The following is a 15,642-nucleotide window of genomic DNA, read 5'->3' on the forward strand; positions in this document are numbered from 1 at the left end:
GTACGGCACTCTCACAGCAAACAGCAAGAGTACCGCAACGTATCGAGATTATAGTTCAGGATTCGAACAGGTTCACGCTACTCAGAGGGTTATCCACCTTTTTTTACACAGCACTGACACTTGCTGACGGAAGTCCCGTAAAAAGACTAAAAGGGAATGTCGTCATCAAAGTCATCAACGGGATCGGGCATTCCTGTCCCCTGATTCTGGTCACCCCCCTGGGGCGCGTAGCCACCACCGCCCTGGGGCGCACCACCCTGTGCGGCACTTGGCGGACCGCCGCCCATGCCAGCACTGTCACCGCCACGGCTGTCGAGCATCTGCATCTGGCCGTTGATGTCGACGATAATCTCGGTGGTATAGCGGTCCTGACCACTCTGGTCCTGCCACTTGTTGGTCTGGAGGCGGCCTTCAATGTAGACCTTGGACCCCTTACGCAGGTACTGGCCGGCCACTTCCGCAATCTTGCCGAACATGACGATACGGTGCCATTCCGTGCGCGGTACCATCTGGCCGGTGTTGCGATCCTTGTAGCTCTCGTCCGTTGCCAGCCTCAGATTGGTGACCGGATTGCCATTGGCTGTATACCGGGTCTCGGGATCCGCGCCCAGGTTACCAATCAGAATGACCTTGTTTACGCCTCTCGCCATGCTCTGCTCCTGTTCCTTTCTCTTTATTCGCTGTTATGCGTTGACGGAAACCGTCCCGTGGTTTCCTGACTCAGACCTGTCGCGCCACAAACGGAAGACGCCACAGGGATTTTTCGCTGAACTGCTGGCGATCCACCTTCAGCCAGGCCTCGCCGCTGCCGGCAAGTACCACGGCATCATCCACCCCGGGGATAGCCAGAAACGCCTCGCGCATGGTGCGCGGGTCCTGGGTATGCTCATCGGTGAGCCGCAGCGCCAGGCTGGTGGCGTAACGTGGCGGCGCCATGGTGACAACCAGACCGAGCCATACGGCGACAGCCAGTAGAACGAGAACAATAACACCGCTGGCACCGGCGAAACCAGAGAGCCAGCCGCCGAGTGCACCGCCCACAAAAGAGCCCATGAACTGACTGGTGGAATAAACGCCCATGGCTGAGCCCTTGCCGGCTGCTGGAGCCTCCTTGCTGATCAGCGAAGGCAGCAGGGCCTCCAGCAGATTGAAGCCAGTAAAAAATATGAATAACACCACCCAGAATCCGGCGACCCGCTCCCAACTGATGCCCATCAGCGCCACGGACAAACCGAGCAGAGCCACCGCGACTGTCATCACGTGTTTGAGACGACGCTTTTTCTCGCCAATGATGAGCAGCGGCAGCATCGCCACAAAGCCCGCTCCCATTACTGAAAGATACACCCACCAGTGCTGGTTGGTCCCCAGCCCCAGATCCTCCAGCGTCAGCGGTACGATCAGAAACAGGGCGGTCAGCGTCAGGTGGAGAACGAAGATGCCACCATCCAGGCGCAGAAGCCGGCCCGATGTGAGCACCTGGCGGAGCTGATCCCGGGCCGGCAACGCGTCCGGCTGATGGCTGCGGGTCTCGGGGGTGGGTACAATGGTTGCGACCAGTACCATGCCGATGCCCGCGAGCACCGCTGTCAGCAGGAAGATCCCTGTCAGCCCGTAGGCGTCCCCCACCATGGGCCCCAGGACCAGCGACAGCGCAAAGGCCATACCGATGGACAGACCAATGGTGGCCATGCCCTTGGTGCGGTTCTCCTCGCGGGTAAGGTCACTGGCCAGGGCCATGAGTACGCTGGCGATGGCGCCGGAGCCCTGGAGCACGCGCCCGGCAATGACCCCCTGGATCGAGTCCGACCAGCCCGCCAGCAGACTGCCGGCGGCAAACAGCACGAGCCCGATCTGGATCAGCGGCTTGCGTCCGAAACGGTCCGAGAGCATGCCAAAGGGGATCTGGAGCAGAGCCTGTGACAGACCGTAGGCACCCAGTGCCACCCCCAGAAGCGCCGGGCTTGCACCCTGCAGATCACGCCCCAGGAGCACAAACACCGGCAGGATCATGAACAGACCCAGCATGCGGGAGCCGTAGACCGTTGCCAGAGCCGCTATGGCGCGTTTTTCAGTGGCGTTCATCGAGGATCCTCCGGAAAAGCGGCGCCATCTTAGCACAGCGCCGGCGGCTCACTCATCGATCCAGATCAATCCGTCTATGGCGGTGTGCTTCTAAGCCCTATAATGGTCGTTTTGCCTGGCCATTGGAGCAGCATGAATCACATCCGTATCCGGGGTGCGCGCACCCACAATCTGGCATCGGTGGATCTGGATATTCCCAGGAACCAGCTGGTGGTGATCACCGGGCTTTCCGGCTCCGGCAAGTCATCATTGGCCTTCGACACTCTTTACGCAGAGGGTCAGCGGCGCTATGTGGAATCCCTCTCAACATACGCCCGCCAGTTCCTTTCCATGATGGAAAAGCCGGATGTGGATCATATCGAGGGACTGTCGCCGGCCATTTCCATCGAGCAGAAGTCCACCTCCCACAATCCACGCTCCACGGTCGGCACCATCACCGAGATCCACGACTACCTACGCCTGCTGTTCGCGCGTGCCGGCGAGCCGCACTGCCCGGTTCACGATGAGCCACTGGCCGCGCAGACAGTGAGCCAGATGGTGGACCAGGTGCTGGCCCTGCCCGAGGGCAGCCGCATGATGATCCTGGCGCCACTGATCCACGAGCGCAAAGGCGAGCACCAGCAGGTACTGGATGAGATGCGCAGCCAGGGATTCATACGGCTGCGCATTGACGGGACGGTGTACGACATCGACGACCTGCCCTCGCTGGACCCCAAGCGAAAGCACAGCATTGATGTGGTAGTGGACCGTTTCCGGATCCGTGAGGGGCTGCAGCAGCGCCTGGCCGAATCCTTCGAGACCGCGCTGGCACTGGCGGATGAGACCGCCCGGGTGGCCTCCATGGATGAAGACGGATCGGAGGAGCTGGTCTTCTCCGCACGCCACGCCTGCCCCGAGTGCGGCTACTCCATCAGCGCACCCGAACCCCGTACCTTCTCTTTCAACAACCCGGCGGGGGCTTGCCCCACCTGTGACGGGCTCGGTGTGGACCAGTTTTTTGACCCCCACCGGCTGATCCGCAACCCCGAGCTCACGCTGGCCGAAGGCGCCATACGGGGGTGGGACCGGCGCTCGATCTACTATTTCCAGATGCTGGAAAGTGTGGCCACCCATTACGGCTGCGATCTGGACATGCCCTGGCAGCAGCTGCCGGGCTGGTTCCAGCGTGGCGTCCTTCACGGCACCGGGGATGAGGCGGTCAACTTCCGGTATGTGAATTCCCGTGGCCAGGCGGTGGACCGTGAGCACCCCTTTGAGGGGGTGATCCCGAACCTGGAACGGCGTTACCGGGAAACGGATTCCCAGACGGTCCGCGAGGAACTCTCCCGCTCCCTGAGCACCCGCCCCTGCCCGAACTGCCACGGCTCACGCCTGAATGAGGTGGCCCGCAATGTCTTCATCGGGGAATGGACGCTTCCGGCAATGGCACGCCTGTCCATTGCCCATGCGCTGGAAACCGCGCAGTCCGTCACCCTGCCGGGCTGGCGTGGCCAGATCGCCGAGACCATCCTTAACGAGATCCGCAAACGCCTTGAATTCCTGGTCAACGTGGGCTTGGGCTACCTTACCCTTGAACGCAGCGCCGATACCCTCTCAGGAGGGGAGGCCCAACGGATCCGGCTCGCCAGCCAGATTGGGGCCGGCCTGGTGGGGGTGATGTACATCCTGGACGAACCCTCGATCGGGCTCCACCAGCGTGACAACGACCGGCTCCTCGGTACCCTCAAGCGCCTGCGCGACATGGGCAATACTGTGATCGTGGTGGAGCACGATGAGGACGCCATCCGTTCCGCCGACCACATCGTGGACATCGGCCCCGGTGCCGGCATCCATGGCGGCCGGATCATTGCCGAGGGAACCGCGGACGCAATCGAAGCCGAACCGGAATCCATCACCGGTCAGTACCTTACAGGCCAGCGCGGGATCGCCATTCCCGAGCACAGGACCAACCCCGGGGATCGCTGGATCACCCTGACGGGCGCAACCGGTCACAACCTCCAGGGCGACCAGGTTCGCATCCCGATCGGGCTGATGACCTGCGTTACCGGCGTATCGGGCTCTGGCAAGTCCACCCTGATCAACAGCACCCTCTATCCAGCGGCGGCGGGGCAGCTCAACAATGCCACGACGCTCACACCGGAAGCCCATGAAACCATCGAGGGCCTGGAAGACCTGGACCGCGTCATCGATATTGACCAGAGCCCCATCGGACGCACACCGCGCTCCAACCCGGCGACCTACACGGGGCTTTTCACCCCCATCCGTGAACTGTTTGCGGGAACCCAGGAAGCCCGCTCCCGCGGCTACAAGCCGGGGCGATTCAGCTTCAACGTCAAGGGTGGACGCTGTGAGGCCTGTCAGGGCGATGGCGAGATCAAGGTTGAGATGCACTTCCTGCCGGACATCTACGTGCCCTGCGACGTCTGCCAGGGACAGCGCTACAACCGGGAGACGCTGGAGATCACCTACAAGGGCAAGACCATCCATGAGGTGCTCTCAATGACCATCGAGGAAGCGCGCGAGTTCTTTGACTCGGTGCCCTTCCTCGCGCGGCGCCTGCAGACACTGATGGAGGTGGGTCTGTCCTACGTGAAACTCGGCCAGAACGCCGTAACCCTGTCAGGCGGCGAGGCGCAACGGGTCAAGCTGGCCCGCGAGCTGTCCAAGCGCGACACGGGCAACACACTCTACATACTCGATGAACCCACGACCGGCCTGCACTTCCAGGACATCCAACAGCTGCTCGATGTGCTGCACACTCTGAGGGATCACGGAAACACCGTGGTGGTGATCGAACACAACCTGGATGTCATCAAGACCGCGGACTGGCTGGTTGACCTTGGCCCGGAAGGCGGAGACGGCGGTGGACGCCTGGTAGCGGAAGGCACCCCTGAGACGGTCGCGAGGGAGAGCGACTCCCACACCGGCCGGTATCTGGCCAATCATCTCGCCAGGGTCCGCAGCTAGGAGCCGTCCATAAAAAAGCCGGACACAGGGTCCGGCTTTCCGTGAGGCGCCGCCTGAGAATGTCAGGCGGTGACGCGGGGCTATCAGTCCTCGTCGTCGTCATCCTCATCGTCTTCCACGTACTCGACAACCGGCCGACCGATGACCTCAACATAGGCCATGGGCGCGTTGTCGCCCGCGCGCAGACCGCACTTGAGAATCCGCAGATAACCCCCGGGACGGCTCTCGAACCGCGGACCGAGCTCTTCGAACAGCTTGGCCACTGTCTGGTCATTGCGCAGCCGCGCGAATGCCTGACGACGGTTCGCCACCGAGTCCTCCTTGGCGAGCGTGATCAGCGGCTCCGCCACACGGCGAAGTTCCTTCGCCTTGGGCAGGGTCGTCTTGATCAGCTCATGCTCCACCAGAGAGGCGGTCATGTTGCGGTACATGGCCTTCCGGTGCGAACTGTTGCGGTTTAATTTACGACCACTCTTACGATGACGCATTGCTCTAATTCCTTAAATCAAATCAGCGATTCAGCGATCAGCCACCAAGGACCCGGTCATCACCGCGCAGACTCGCCGGCGGCCAGTTCTCAAGCCGCATACCCAGCGACAGCCCGCGGGAGGCCAGCACATCCTTGATCTCGGTCAGCGATTTCTTACCGAGATTGGGCGTCTTCAGCAGTTCAACTTCAGTGCGCTGGATCAGATCGCCAATGTAGTAGATGTTCTCCGCCTTCAGGCAGTTGGCCGAGCGAACGGTCAGCTCAAGATCATCCACCGGACGCAGCAGGATCGGATCGACTTCCTCTTCTTCCTGCGACTCTTCCGGCTCTTTCTCCTGATCCAGATCGACGAACACCGCCAGCTGCTGCTGCAGGATGGTGGCCGCCCGCCGGATAGCCTCCTCCGGATCGATAGTACCGTTGGTATCCAGATCGATGATCAGCTTGTCCAGGTCGGTACGCTGCTCGACACGGGCGCTCTCAACCATGTAGGAAACACGGCGGATCGGGCTGAAGGTCGCGTCAATCTGAAGGCGGCCAATGGCCCGGCTTTCCTCATCCTGTTCGCGCTGATCCGCGGGCTCGTAACCCCGGCCGGAGCTTACCGTCAGCTTCATGTTAAGCTCGCCGCCCTTGGACAGGTGACAAATCACCAGATCCGGATTGACGATCTCTACGTCATGATCAAGCTGGATATCAGCCGCAGTCACTGGCCCCTCTTCTTTCTTGGAAAGAGAGAGCTCGGCCTGTTCACGACCATTGAGCTTAACGGCCAGCGCCTTGAGGTTCAGCAGGATCTCAATGACATCCTCCTGTACCCCTTCAATGGCGCTGTACTCGTGCAGCACTCCATCGATCTGCGCTTCGGTCACTGCACTCCCAGGCATGGAAGACAGCAGGATCCGCCGCAGAGCATTACCCAGCGTGTGGCCAAAGCCCCGCTCCAGAGGCTCCAGAACCACGCGGGCGTGGGTTTGGGTCTGCTCCTCGACATTAATGCTGCGAGGAGTCAGAAATTCGGTAGCTGAACGCTGCATTGGACGCCCCTATTTCGCTGTGCGTTACTTGGAGTAAAGCTCGACGATCAAGCTCTCGTTGATGTCCGCAGAGATATCGCTGCGTTCCGGACGGGACCGGAAGGTTCCCACGAGCTTGTTGGCGTCGACGTCGACCCACTCGATGGCCGCACGACTGTTAGCCAGCTCCAGCGCATTGCGGATACGGAGCTGATTCTGAGCTTTCTCCCGTACGCGGACCTCATCACCGGGCTGCACCTGGTAGGAGGCCACATTGACGGTGCGGCCATTGACCTGCAGCGCCTTGTGGGAAACCAGCTGCCGTGCTTCGGCGCGTGTCGAGCCGAAACCCATGCGGTAAACCACGTTGTCGAGCCGGCACTCCAGCAGCTGAAGCAGGTTCTCGCCAGTTGACCCCTTACGGCGAGCTGCTTCCTGATAGTAGTTCCGGAACTGTTTCTCAAGCACACCATACATGCGGCGTACTTTCTGCTTTTCCCGAAGCTGGGTTCCATACTCGGAAACCCGGGTACGCCGTGCGCCATGCTGACCCGGCGCCTGATCGACGTTGCACTTGCTTTCGAGCGCCCGGACCCCGCTCTTCAGGAATAGATCTGTCCCCTCGCGGCGAGACAGTTTACATTTCGGACCAATGTAACGTGCCATAAATCGCTGTCTCCTTGATTACACGCGGCGCTTTTTCGGCGGACGACAGCCATTGTGCGGGATGGGTGTCGCGTCCTCGATATTGGTGATCTTGAAACCTACCGCATTGAGAGCGCGAACCGCGGATTCCCGGCCGGGTCCGGGACCCTTGACCATTACGTCCAGGTTTTTAAGACCGTATTCAGCGGCCGCGTTACCGGCCCTTTCAGCTGCTACCTGCGCAGCAAAAGGTGTACTCTTTCGTGAACCGCGGAATCCGGAACCGCCAGCAGTCGCCCAGGAAAGGACGTTGCCCTGGCGGTCGGACAGGGTCACGATGGTGTTGTTGAACGACGCGTGGATATGGGCCACGCCGTCAACAACTGACTTTTTCACCTTTTTACGGGTACGTGTACCTGGCTTTGCCATTTTTACCTACCTGTTATTTACGAATCGGTTTACGTGGGCCCTTGCGGGTCCGCGCATTGGTCTTGGTCCGCTGACCGCGAACCGGAAGACCATGGCGATGCCGCAGGCCGCGATAGCAGCCCAGGTCCCGCAACCGCTTGATGTTCATCTGAACCTCACGACGCAGGTCACCCTCGACCGACAGCTTGCCGACTTCCGTGCGCAGGTTGTCCACCTGTTCATCGGAAAGTTCGCCAACCTTCGTGTTCCGGGGGATGCCCGTCGCGTCGCAAAGCTGACCTGCCGTGGTATGGCCGATCCCGAAGATATAGGTCAACGAAACCGCGGCATGTTTATTCTCGGGTATGTTGACACCGGCTATACGTGCCATTCACTTCACTCCGCATTCAAAGCTTTGCTGTTTACGTTACCGCCACAAAAGGTGCGGAATGATAGCGCCTGAATCGGCAGATATCAACAACCGCCCCTGATACCGCCTTAACCCTGGCGCTGCTTGTGACGGGGCTCGGTGCAGATGACCCGGATCGAGCCATTGCGACGAATGATTTTGCAGTTTCGGCAGATTTTCTTCACCGATGCACGTACTTTCATTTCAGTCTCCCGTTAATCAGCGGAACATGCCGCTGCGTCCGTGATTCTTGAGGTTGGACTTCTTCATCACGGATTCGTACTGATGCGACATCAGATGCGCCTGAACCTGTGACATGAAATCCATGACCACCACTACGACGATCAGCAGTGACGTACCCCCGAGGTAGAACGGCACATTGCCGAATACCGTCAGGAACTGGGGCATGATCGACACCGCTGCGATGTACAGCGCCCCGAAGATCGTCAGACGCGTGAGCACCCCGTCAATGTACTTCGCGGTCTGCTCACCGGGCCGGATTCCGGGGATAAAGGCGCCGGACTTCTTGAGGTTGTCCGCAACCTCCCGCGGGTTGTACATCAGTGCTGTATAGAAGAAGCAGAAAAAGATCACTGCAGCTGCGAACAGCAGGATGTAAAGCGGCTGGTTGGGCCCCAGGATCTGGGACAGATCACCCAGCCACTCCATGCCTTCGGACTGACCAAACCACTGACCGAGTGACGCAGGGAACAGCAGAATCGACGATGCGAAGATCGCCGGGATAACGCCGGCCATGTTCACCTTCAGCGGCAGATGACTCTGCTGCTGGGCGTAGACACGGCGCCCCTGCTGGCGTTTGGCGTAATTCACCGTGATACGGCGCTGACCGCGCTCCATGAACACAATGAACCCGACTACGGCAATCGCCATGGCACCCACACCGAAGACCAGCAGCAGACTCATCTCACCACTGCGCGCCTGCTCCAGCGTCTGACCAATGGCGCCGGGCAGGCCGGCGACGATGCCGGCGAAGATCAGCAGCGAGATGCCGTTGCCGATGCCGCGTTCGGTGATCTGCTCACCCAGCCACATCAGGAATACAGCACCACAGACGAAAGAGACCACCGCAATGAAGTAGAAGTCCAGACCTGTGGAAAAGGTGACACCCTGGGAAGCCAGGCCCACCGATATCCCCAGACCCTGCACAAACGCCAGGCCCACGGTGCCATACCGCGTGTACTGGCTGATCTTCTTGCGTCCTGATTCACCTTCTTTCTTGAGCTGCTCCAGCTGCGGACTGACCGCAGTCATGAGCTGCATGATGATCGCTGCCGAGATGTAGGGCATGATGCCCAGCGCCAGGATACTCATGCGCTCAAGGGCACCCCCCGAGAACATGTTGAACATGCCCAGGATGGTGCCCTGCTGCTGTTCAAACATTGCCGCCAACCGGTCCGGGTTGATGCCCGGGACCGGGATGTGAGCGCCGATCCGGTAGACTAGGATCGCGATCACAACGAACTTGAGCCTCGAATAGAGCTCCGAGAGGCCCTGTCCTTTAGCGGATGCCGGTCCCTGTTTAGCCATTTAGCCCTCGACTCAGTCTTCGACTTTCCCGCCAGCGGCAGCAATCGCTTCGCGGGCGCCTTTGGTCACCCGCAGCCCCTTGACGGTCACCGCGCGCGAAATCTCACCGGAGGCGATCACCTTCGCTTCGCGCACGTCGTGACGGATCACGTCCGCCTTTTTCAGGGCGTCCAGATCAGCTGTATCACCCTCAACCTTGGCCAGCTCGTGAAGACGGATTTCCGCCTCCCAGCGTTGCTGGCGGGAGGTGAAACCGAACTTGGGCAAACGCCCACGCATCGGCTGCTGACCACCCTCGAATCCAGGCGCGATACTGCCGCCGGAACGGGATTTCTGGCCATTGTGACCACGGCCGCCGGTTTTACCCAGGCCACTGCCGATGCCACGACCCACACGCTTGCGCTCGGCCTTGGAGCCGTCACCTGGGCGGAGTTCGTTCAGTTGCATCTTACTGTTCCTCTACCCGAACCATGTAATTGACACGGTTGATCATCCCGCGGACTGCGGGCGTGTCCTCAACTTCCACCGAATGGTGGAGACGGCGCAGTCCCAGTCCACGGATGCACAGCTGATGGTTCTTCTGCGCGCCGATGGGGCTGCGGGTCAGTGTGACCTTGATCGTTTTGTTAGCCATAACGTCAATCCAGGATCTCTTCCACGGTTTTACCACGCTTGGCCGCCACTTCTTCCGGAGACCGCATGGCTTTCAGGCCTTCAACGGTAGCCCTTACCACGTTGATCGGGTTGGTGGAGCCATAGCACTTGGCCAGTACGTTGTGCACACCCGCGACTTCCAGAACGGCACGCATGGCGCCGCCGGCGATGATGCCAGTACCTTCGGAAGCCGGCTGCATGAACACCCTGGAGGCGCCATGGTTGGCCTTCACCGGGTACTGCAGCGTAGCGCCATCCAGCGGCACGGACACCATGTTCTTGCGCGCGGAGTCCATCGCCTTCTGGATCGCAACCGGCACCTCACGCGCCTTGCCGCGGCCGTAACCGACGCGGCCATTGCCATCACCCACAACCGTCAGGGCGGTGAAACCAAAAAGGCGGCCACCCTTGACCACTTTGGCCACCCGATTGACCTGCACCAGCTTCTCCTGAAGCTCGGGCTGGTTCTGCTCATTCACGCTCATCTTCTGCACCTCTTAGAATTGCAGGCCGGCTTCACGCGCCGCATCGGCAAGCGCTTTGACGCGACCGTGGTAGCGATAACCGGACCGGTCGAATGCAACCGTTTCGATACCCGCGTTCTTCGCCCGTTCCGCGATCAGTTCGCCAACCTGGCGCGCGGCTTCGACGTTTCCGGTTGCACCCTGGCGCAACTCCTTGTCCAGTGTGGAGGCGGCCGCCAGCACCTGGCTGCCATCCGCCGTAGTCACCTGAGCATACATATGACGCGGTGTACGGTGGACGCAGAGGCGGTTGGAGCCGCGTTCCCGGATCTTGATGCGCACTTTCCGTGCGCGACGCAATCTGGATTCTTTCTTCGCGCTCATCTGTTTGCCCTATTTCTTCTTGGCCTCTTTACGCCTTACCGTTTCATCCGCGTAGCGGACACCCTTGCCCTTATAGGGCTCAGGCGGACGGAAAGCCCTGATGTCTGCTGCAGCCTGGCCGACACGCTGCTTGTCGATGCCCTTGAGCACCAGTTCGGTCGGCTTGGGGGACTCAGCGGTAACGCCTTCCGGCAGCGTGTATTCCACCGGATGGCTGAAGCCAAGCGTAAGATTCACGCTGTCACCCTGGGCCTGGGCCCGGTAACCGACACCATTGATCTCGAGCTTGCGCTCGAAGCCATTGGTCACACCAACAACCATGTTGTTCAGGAGTGCCCGGGTGGTACCGGCCAGTGCCCGGCTCTTCTTCGCATTGTTACGCGGCGCGAACCGCAGCTTATCGTCGTCCTGCGTCACTTCGACACTCGGGTGAATGCTGTGCTGAAGCGTACCTTTGGCACCCTTCACTTCAACGTCCTGGCCGTTGAACTTCACCTCGACACCGGATGGCAGCACGACAGGATTACTCGCAACCCTGGACATGACTCCTCCTAGAATACGGTGCAGATAATTTCGCCACCAATGCCGGCCTTGCGGGCGGCGCTGTCAGTCATCACGCCCTTGGACGTGGAGACGATGGCGACGCCGAGACCATTGGCCACGCGCGGCAGTTCGCTGTTGCCGCGATACTTCCGCAGACCGGGGCGACTCGCCCGCTGGATGCTCTCAATGACGGGCTTGCCTTCGAAATAACGCAGATTGATGGTCAGCCGGGGCTTCTTGTCACCCTCAACGCTGAAGTCCTCAATGAAGCCTTCGTCCCGGAGGACACTGGCCACGGACTGTTTCATCTTGGAGGACGGCATTTCCACGCTCACCTTCTCGGCCATCTGGCCGTTACGGATGCGCGTGAACATGTCCGCCAACGGATCTTGCATGCTCATTCGTATGAGACTCCTGATCGTTTCAGTTGTGCAGCAACAATGCTGTTGCTTACCAACGCGCGGGTTACCAGCTGGCTTTACGCAGCCCCGGAACCTCACCGCGCATTCCGGTTTCACGCAGCTTGATGCGCGAAAGCTGGAATTTCCTGAGGACACCATGTGGGCGCCCGGTTACCTGGCAACGATTGCGAAGACGCACAGGACTGGAGTTCCGCGGCAGCTTCTGAAGCTGCATCTGCGCGTTCCAGCGTTCTTCTTCACTCAGGTTTTGATCCTTGCTCATTGCCTTGAGGCGCTCGCGCTTTTCCGCGTATTTTGCGACCAGGCGTTCCCTGTTGCGCTCGCGCTCTTTCATGCCGATTTTGGCCATGTCCGATCCTTACTGTTTGAACGGGAAATTGAATGCCGAAAGCAGAGCGCGCCCTTCCTCATCACTCTCAGCGGATGTGCTGATGGTGATATCGAGGCCACGGACCTTATCGACCTTGTCGTACTCAATTTCCGGGAAGATAATCTGCTCCCGCACGCCCATGCTGTAGTTGCCGCGGCCGTCGAACGACTTGGGGCTCAGACCACGGAAGTCACGTATCCGCGGAATCGCGATCTGCACCAGGCGATCGAAGAAATCCCACATCCGCTCACCACGCAGGGTCACCTTGCAGCCGATCGGGAAGCCTTCCCGGATCTTGAAGCCTGCAACGGACTTGCGCGCCTTGGTGATCACCGGCTTCTGACCCGACAGCATCTGCAGGTCAGCGACCGCGTTGTCCAGCTGCTTCTTGTCGCCTACAGCCTCGCCAACGCCCATATTCAGAGTGATCTTTTCGATCCGCGGCACCTGCATCGGGTTCGCATACCCGAACTGCTGGTTCAGCGCCGGGATCACCTGTTCTTTGTACACGTCTCTCATGTTAGACATCGTAACCACCGCCGCTTACTGGTTATCGATCACTTCTTGCGTGGACCGGAAGATACGCACCTTGGTGCCGTCTTCCTTCACCTGAAACCCGACACGATCAGCCTTGTCCTGCTGCGGGTTATAGATGGCCACGTTCGAAATATGAATCGGAGCTTCCTTTTCGATGATGCCGCCCTGGGTTCCCGCCATGGGGTTGGGGCGTGTGTGCTTCTTGACCATATTGATCCCGGACACAACGACCCGTTCACCACCATTCACAATCCGCAGCACCTTGCCGCGCTTGTTACGGTCTTTCCCCGTGGTGACCACCACTTCGTCATCTCGCTTGATCTTGTTCATAACCGGCCTCTTGTTCCTACAAAACCTCGGGTGCCAGCGAAATGATCTTCATGAATTTCTCATTCCGAAGTTCGCGAGTCACCGGGCCAAAAATTCGGGTGCCTACCGGCGCTTCCTGCGGGTTAAGCAGAACCGCCGCATTACCGTCGAACCGGATCAGGGACCCATCCTGGCGCCGGATACCACTCTTGGTCCGGACCACCACTGCCTTGAGCACCTGACCCTTCTTGACACGGCCCCTGGGGATCGCCTCTTTAACGGATACCTTGATGATATCCCCGACCCTTGCATAGCGCCGGTGCGAGCCACCCAGGACCTTGATACACATGACCTGACGGGCGCCGCTGTTATCGGCTACGTCAAGTACGGTTTGCGTCTGAATCATGGTTAGTCTCCACTAGAAACCACTTCGTCTTTACGACAAGAACCAGTGTCCTGGCGCCTTACACCTTCGACGCGTGCTCTACCACGTTCACCAGTGTCCAGCTCTTGTTCCGCGCGAGCGGACGGCTTTCGGCGATGGTTACAAAATCGCCGACACTGCACTGGTTGTCTTCGTCGTGAGCCTTGATGCGCGTCGAGCGCTTCACGTACTTGCCGTAGAGCGGATGCTTTTCCCGGCGCTCAACCATAACGACAATCGTTTTCTGCATCTTGTCGCTGACCACGCGGCCGTTGAGCGTCCTGGCGTTTTCAGTTGCATTAGCCATATCAGTCACCTGCTTTCTCAGTCATAACGGTTTTAACGCGCGCAATATCGCGCCTGGTCTGACGCAGCAAGTGGGACTGATTCAGCTGACCTGTCGCTTTGCGCATCCGGAGATTGAACTGTTCCTTGAACAGCCGCATCAGCTCCTGGTTCAGTTCCTCTGCCGATTTGTCACGCAATTCTGTTGCTTTCATCACATTACCGTCCTGTTCACAAAGGTGGTCGGTACCGGCAGTTTGGCCGCGGCCAGATTGAACGCGTCACGTGCCACGTCTTCTGCCACCCCTTCCATCTCGTACAGCATCTTCCCGGGCTGGATTTCAGCAACCCAGTACTCAACGGCACCCTTGCCCTTACCCATGCGGACTTCAAGGGGCTTCTCGGTAATCGGCTTGTCCGGGAACACGCGGATCCAGATCTTACCGCCACGCTTGATCCGGCGGGTCATGGTCCGACGGGCCGCCTCGATCTGGCGCGCGGTAACACGCCCACGGCCGGTCGCCTTGAGACCGTACTCACCAAAGCTGACCTTGTTGCCGGTATGGGCCATGCCGCGGTTACGGCCTTTCTGTACCTTGCGGAACTTCGTTCGTTTCGGTTGCAGCATTTGGAGACCCCCTTACTTCTGAGCTTTCTTCTGAGCAGCGGCTTCTTTTTCAGCCCGCACCTGCTCAAGACCGCCCAGGATTTCACCCTTGAAGATCCAGACTTTCACGCCGATGATCCCGTAGGTGGTGTGGGCCTCGTAATGCGCGTAGTCGATATCCGCACGCAGTGTATGCAGCGGTACGCGACCTTCACGGTACCACTCGGTACGTGCAATCTCGGCACCACCGAGGCGGCCACTGGCCTGGATCCGGATCCCTTTCGCGCCCTGGCGCATGGCGTTCTGAACAGCCCGCTTGAGTGCGCGCCGGAACATCACGCGGCGCTCGAGCTGGTTCGCCACACTCTGGGCTGCCAGCTTAGCGTCGAGATCAGGCTTGCGGATTTCCTCAATGTTGACGTGCACGGGCACGCCCATCATGTCGGTCAGCTCCTTACGGAGCTTATCGACGTCCTCACCCTTCTTGCCGATCACAATCCCCGGACGGGCGGTATGGATCGTAATCCGGGCGTTCTGCGCGGGGCGCTCAATCAGAATCCGGCTGACGGAGGCTTTCTCGAGCCGGCGATTGAGAAATTCGCGGACCTCGATATCCTTCAGCAGGTTCTGGGCGTAAGCCCCTTTTTCCGCATACCAGACCGAGTTGTGCTCTTTGACAACGCCAAGCCTGATACCGGTTGGATGTACTTTATGACCCATCTGGTATCTCCTACTCGTCCGAAACCTTGACGGTGATGTGGCACGTGCGCTTCAGGATCCGGTCTGCACGGCCCTTGGCCCGCGCCTGGATCCGCTTCAGCGTCGGCCCCTCGTCCACACAGATGGTTGCAAGCCGCAACTCATCCACGTCCAGGCCTTCGTTATGCTCGGCGTTGGCAATCGCAGACTCTAGGGTCTTGCGAATGATCCCGGCCGCTTTCTTCGGTGTGAACGCCAGTGTATTCAGCGCTTCCTCGACACTCTTGCCACGGACCATGTCTGCGACAAGACGAGCTTTCTGAGCCGAGAGTCGAGCGCCTTTGGTTTTAGCCGCTACTTCCATCGTTTAATCCCCTCA

General features: G+C 59.8%; 25 protein-coding genes. 1 reads left to right on the forward strand and 24 read right to left on the reverse strand.

Annotation, left to right across the window (positions count from 1 at the left end; genetic code table 11):
- Window positions 1-146 precede the first annotated feature (146 nt).
- Together ssb and H4I92_RS03365 are read right to left on the reverse strand one after the other, a co-directional pair.
- Window positions 147-650, reverse strand: a complete 504-nt coding sequence (ssb, locus tag H4I92_RS03360; protein ID WP_077529260.1) for a single-stranded DNA-binding protein — start codon at window positions 648-650, stop codon at window positions 147-149.
- Between the two features lie 70 nt (window positions 651-720).
- Complete coding sequence (locus H4I92_RS03365) at window positions 721-2,082, reverse strand: MFS transporter (RefSeq protein ID WP_077529261.1); 1,362 nt, start codon at window positions 2,080-2,082, stop codon at window positions 721-723.
- Between the two features lie 132 nt (window positions 2,083-2,214).
- Between H4I92_RS03365 and uvrA the strand changes: the two genes are divergently transcribed.
- Window positions 2,215-5,049, forward strand: coding sequence for an excinuclease ABC subunit UvrA (gene uvrA, locus H4I92_RS03370; protein ID WP_077529262.1), 2,835 nt, complete (start codon window positions 2,215-2,217; stop codon window positions 5,047-5,049).
- Between the two features lie 83 nt (window positions 5,050-5,132).
- Here uvrA and rplQ read toward each other — a convergent pair whose 3' ends face one another.
- The 22 genes from rplQ to rplV all read right to left on the reverse strand — a co-directional run bounded on the left by rplQ (window position 5,133) and on the right by rplV (window position 15,627).
- Window positions 5,133-5,537: a 50S ribosomal protein L17 gene (gene rplQ / locus H4I92_RS03375; RefSeq protein ID WP_077529263.1), complete on the reverse strand. Its 405-nt coding sequence runs from the start codon at window positions 5,535-5,537 to the stop codon at window positions 5,133-5,135.
- A 37-nt stretch (window positions 5,538-5,574) separates the two neighbouring features.
- Window positions 5,575-6,576 (reverse strand): DNA-directed RNA polymerase subunit alpha, encoded by a 1,002-nt coding sequence (locus H4I92_RS03380; RefSeq protein ID WP_077529264.1) that lies wholly within the window; start codon window positions 6,574-6,576, stop codon window positions 5,575-5,577.
- Window positions 6,577-6,600: 24 nt separating this feature from the next.
- Window positions 6,601-7,221 carry a 30S ribosomal protein S4 gene (gene rpsD, locus H4I92_RS03385; protein WP_077529265.1) on the reverse strand — a complete coding sequence of 207 codons (621 nt, stop codon included), beginning with the start codon at window positions 7,219-7,221 and terminating at the stop codon, window positions 6,601-6,603.
- A gap of 18 nt (window positions 7,222-7,239) precedes the next feature.
- Entirely contained in the window at window positions 7,240-7,629 is a 390-nt protein-coding gene (gene rpsK, locus H4I92_RS03390) for a 30S ribosomal protein S11 (protein WP_077529266.1), read from the reverse strand.
- A gap of 13 nt (window positions 7,630-7,642) precedes the next feature.
- Entirely contained in the window at window positions 7,643-7,999 is a 357-nt protein-coding gene (gene rpsM / locus H4I92_RS03395) for a 30S ribosomal protein S13 (RefSeq protein WP_077529267.1), read from the reverse strand.
- Between the two features lie 107 nt (window positions 8,000-8,106).
- Window positions 8,107-8,220 (reverse strand): 50S ribosomal protein L36, encoded by a 114-nt coding sequence (gene rpmJ / locus H4I92_RS03400; protein WP_077529268.1) that lies wholly within the window; start codon window positions 8,218-8,220, stop codon window positions 8,107-8,109.
- 16 nt (window positions 8,221-8,236) lie between these two features.
- Window positions 8,237-9,565 carry a preprotein translocase subunit SecY gene (secY, locus tag H4I92_RS03405; RefSeq protein WP_077529269.1) on the reverse strand — a complete coding sequence of 443 codons (1,329 nt, stop codon included), beginning with the start codon at window positions 9,563-9,565 and terminating at the stop codon, window positions 8,237-8,239.
- A gap of 12 nt (window positions 9,566-9,577) precedes the next feature.
- A complete protein-coding gene (gene rplO / locus H4I92_RS03410) occupies window positions 9,578-10,012 on the reverse strand; it encodes a 50S ribosomal protein L15 (protein ID WP_077529270.1) in 435 nt (144 codons plus the stop codon).
- 1 nt (window position 10,013) lies between these two features.
- Window positions 10,014-10,199 carry a 50S ribosomal protein L30 gene (rpmD, locus tag H4I92_RS03415; protein ID WP_077529271.1) on the reverse strand — a complete coding sequence of 62 codons (186 nt, stop codon included), beginning with the start codon at window positions 10,197-10,199 and terminating at the stop codon, window positions 10,014-10,016.
- A 4-nt stretch (window positions 10,200-10,203) separates the two neighbouring features.
- Entirely contained in the window at window positions 10,204-10,704 is a 501-nt protein-coding gene (rpsE, locus tag H4I92_RS03420; RefSeq protein ID WP_077529272.1) for a 30S ribosomal protein S5, read from the reverse strand.
- Window positions 10,705-10,716: 12 nt separating this feature from the next.
- Window positions 10,717-11,067, reverse strand: a complete 351-nt coding sequence (rplR, locus tag H4I92_RS03425) for a 50S ribosomal protein L18 (protein ID WP_077529273.1) — start codon at window positions 11,065-11,067, stop codon at window positions 10,717-10,719.
- Window positions 11,068-11,076: 9 nt separating this feature from the next.
- The gene (gene rplF / locus H4I92_RS03430) at window positions 11,077-11,610 is read right to left on the reverse strand and encodes a 50S ribosomal protein L6 (RefSeq protein WP_077529274.1); all 534 of its coding nucleotides are present in this window, start codon (window positions 11,608-11,610) and stop codon (window positions 11,077-11,079) included.
- Window positions 11,611-11,618: 8 nt separating this feature from the next.
- Entirely contained in the window at window positions 11,619-12,011 is a 393-nt protein-coding gene (gene rpsH / locus H4I92_RS03435) for a 30S ribosomal protein S8 (RefSeq protein ID WP_077529275.1), read from the reverse strand.
- Window positions 12,012-12,075: 64 nt separating this feature from the next.
- Window positions 12,076-12,381, reverse strand: coding sequence for a 30S ribosomal protein S14 (gene rpsN / locus H4I92_RS03440; protein ID WP_077529276.1), 306 nt, complete (start codon window positions 12,379-12,381; stop codon window positions 12,076-12,078).
- 9 nt (window positions 12,382-12,390) lie between these two features.
- A complete protein-coding gene (gene rplE, locus H4I92_RS03445; RefSeq protein WP_479694239.1) occupies window positions 12,391-12,921 on the reverse strand; it encodes a 50S ribosomal protein L5 in 531 nt (176 codons plus the stop codon).
- Between the two features lie 24 nt (window positions 12,922-12,945).
- Window positions 12,946-13,269: a 50S ribosomal protein L24 gene (gene rplX / locus H4I92_RS03450; RefSeq protein ID WP_077529278.1), complete on the reverse strand. Its 324-nt coding sequence runs from the start codon at window positions 13,267-13,269 to the stop codon at window positions 12,946-12,948.
- Window positions 13,270-13,285: 16 nt separating this feature from the next.
- Window positions 13,286-13,654 carry a 50S ribosomal protein L14 gene (rplN, locus tag H4I92_RS03455; RefSeq protein WP_077529279.1) on the reverse strand — a complete coding sequence of 123 codons (369 nt, stop codon included), beginning with the start codon at window positions 13,652-13,654 and terminating at the stop codon, window positions 13,286-13,288.
- A 58-nt stretch (window positions 13,655-13,712) separates the two neighbouring features.
- Window positions 13,713-13,979, reverse strand: a complete 267-nt coding sequence (gene rpsQ / locus H4I92_RS03460; RefSeq protein ID WP_077529280.1) for a 30S ribosomal protein S17 — start codon at window positions 13,977-13,979, stop codon at window positions 13,713-13,715.
- A 1-nt stretch (window position 13,980) separates the two neighbouring features.
- Window positions 13,981-14,172: a 50S ribosomal protein L29 gene (gene rpmC / locus H4I92_RS03465; protein ID WP_077529281.1), complete on the reverse strand. Its 192-nt coding sequence runs from the start codon at window positions 14,170-14,172 to the stop codon at window positions 13,981-13,983.
- A complete protein-coding gene (gene rplP / locus H4I92_RS03470; RefSeq protein WP_077529282.1) occupies window positions 14,172-14,585 on the reverse strand; it encodes a 50S ribosomal protein L16 in 414 nt (137 codons plus the stop codon). The genes rpmC and rplP overlap by 1 nt, the downstream gene beginning before the upstream one ends.
- A gap of 12 nt (window positions 14,586-14,597) precedes the next feature.
- The gene (gene rpsC, locus H4I92_RS03475; RefSeq protein WP_077529283.1) at window positions 14,598-15,284 is read right to left on the reverse strand and encodes a 30S ribosomal protein S3; all 687 of its coding nucleotides are present in this window, start codon (window positions 15,282-15,284) and stop codon (window positions 14,598-14,600) included.
- Window positions 15,285-15,294: 10 nt separating this feature from the next.
- A complete protein-coding gene (rplV, locus tag H4I92_RS03480; RefSeq protein WP_077529284.1) occupies window positions 15,295-15,627 on the reverse strand; it encodes a 50S ribosomal protein L22 in 333 nt (110 codons plus the stop codon).
- Between the last annotated feature and the right edge of the window lie 15 nt (window positions 15,628-15,642).

It is taken from the genome of Vreelandella halophila (genome assembly GCF_019903425.1).
Lineage (GTDB): Bacteria > Pseudomonadota > Gammaproteobacteria > Pseudomonadales > Oleiphilaceae > Halospina > Halospina halophila.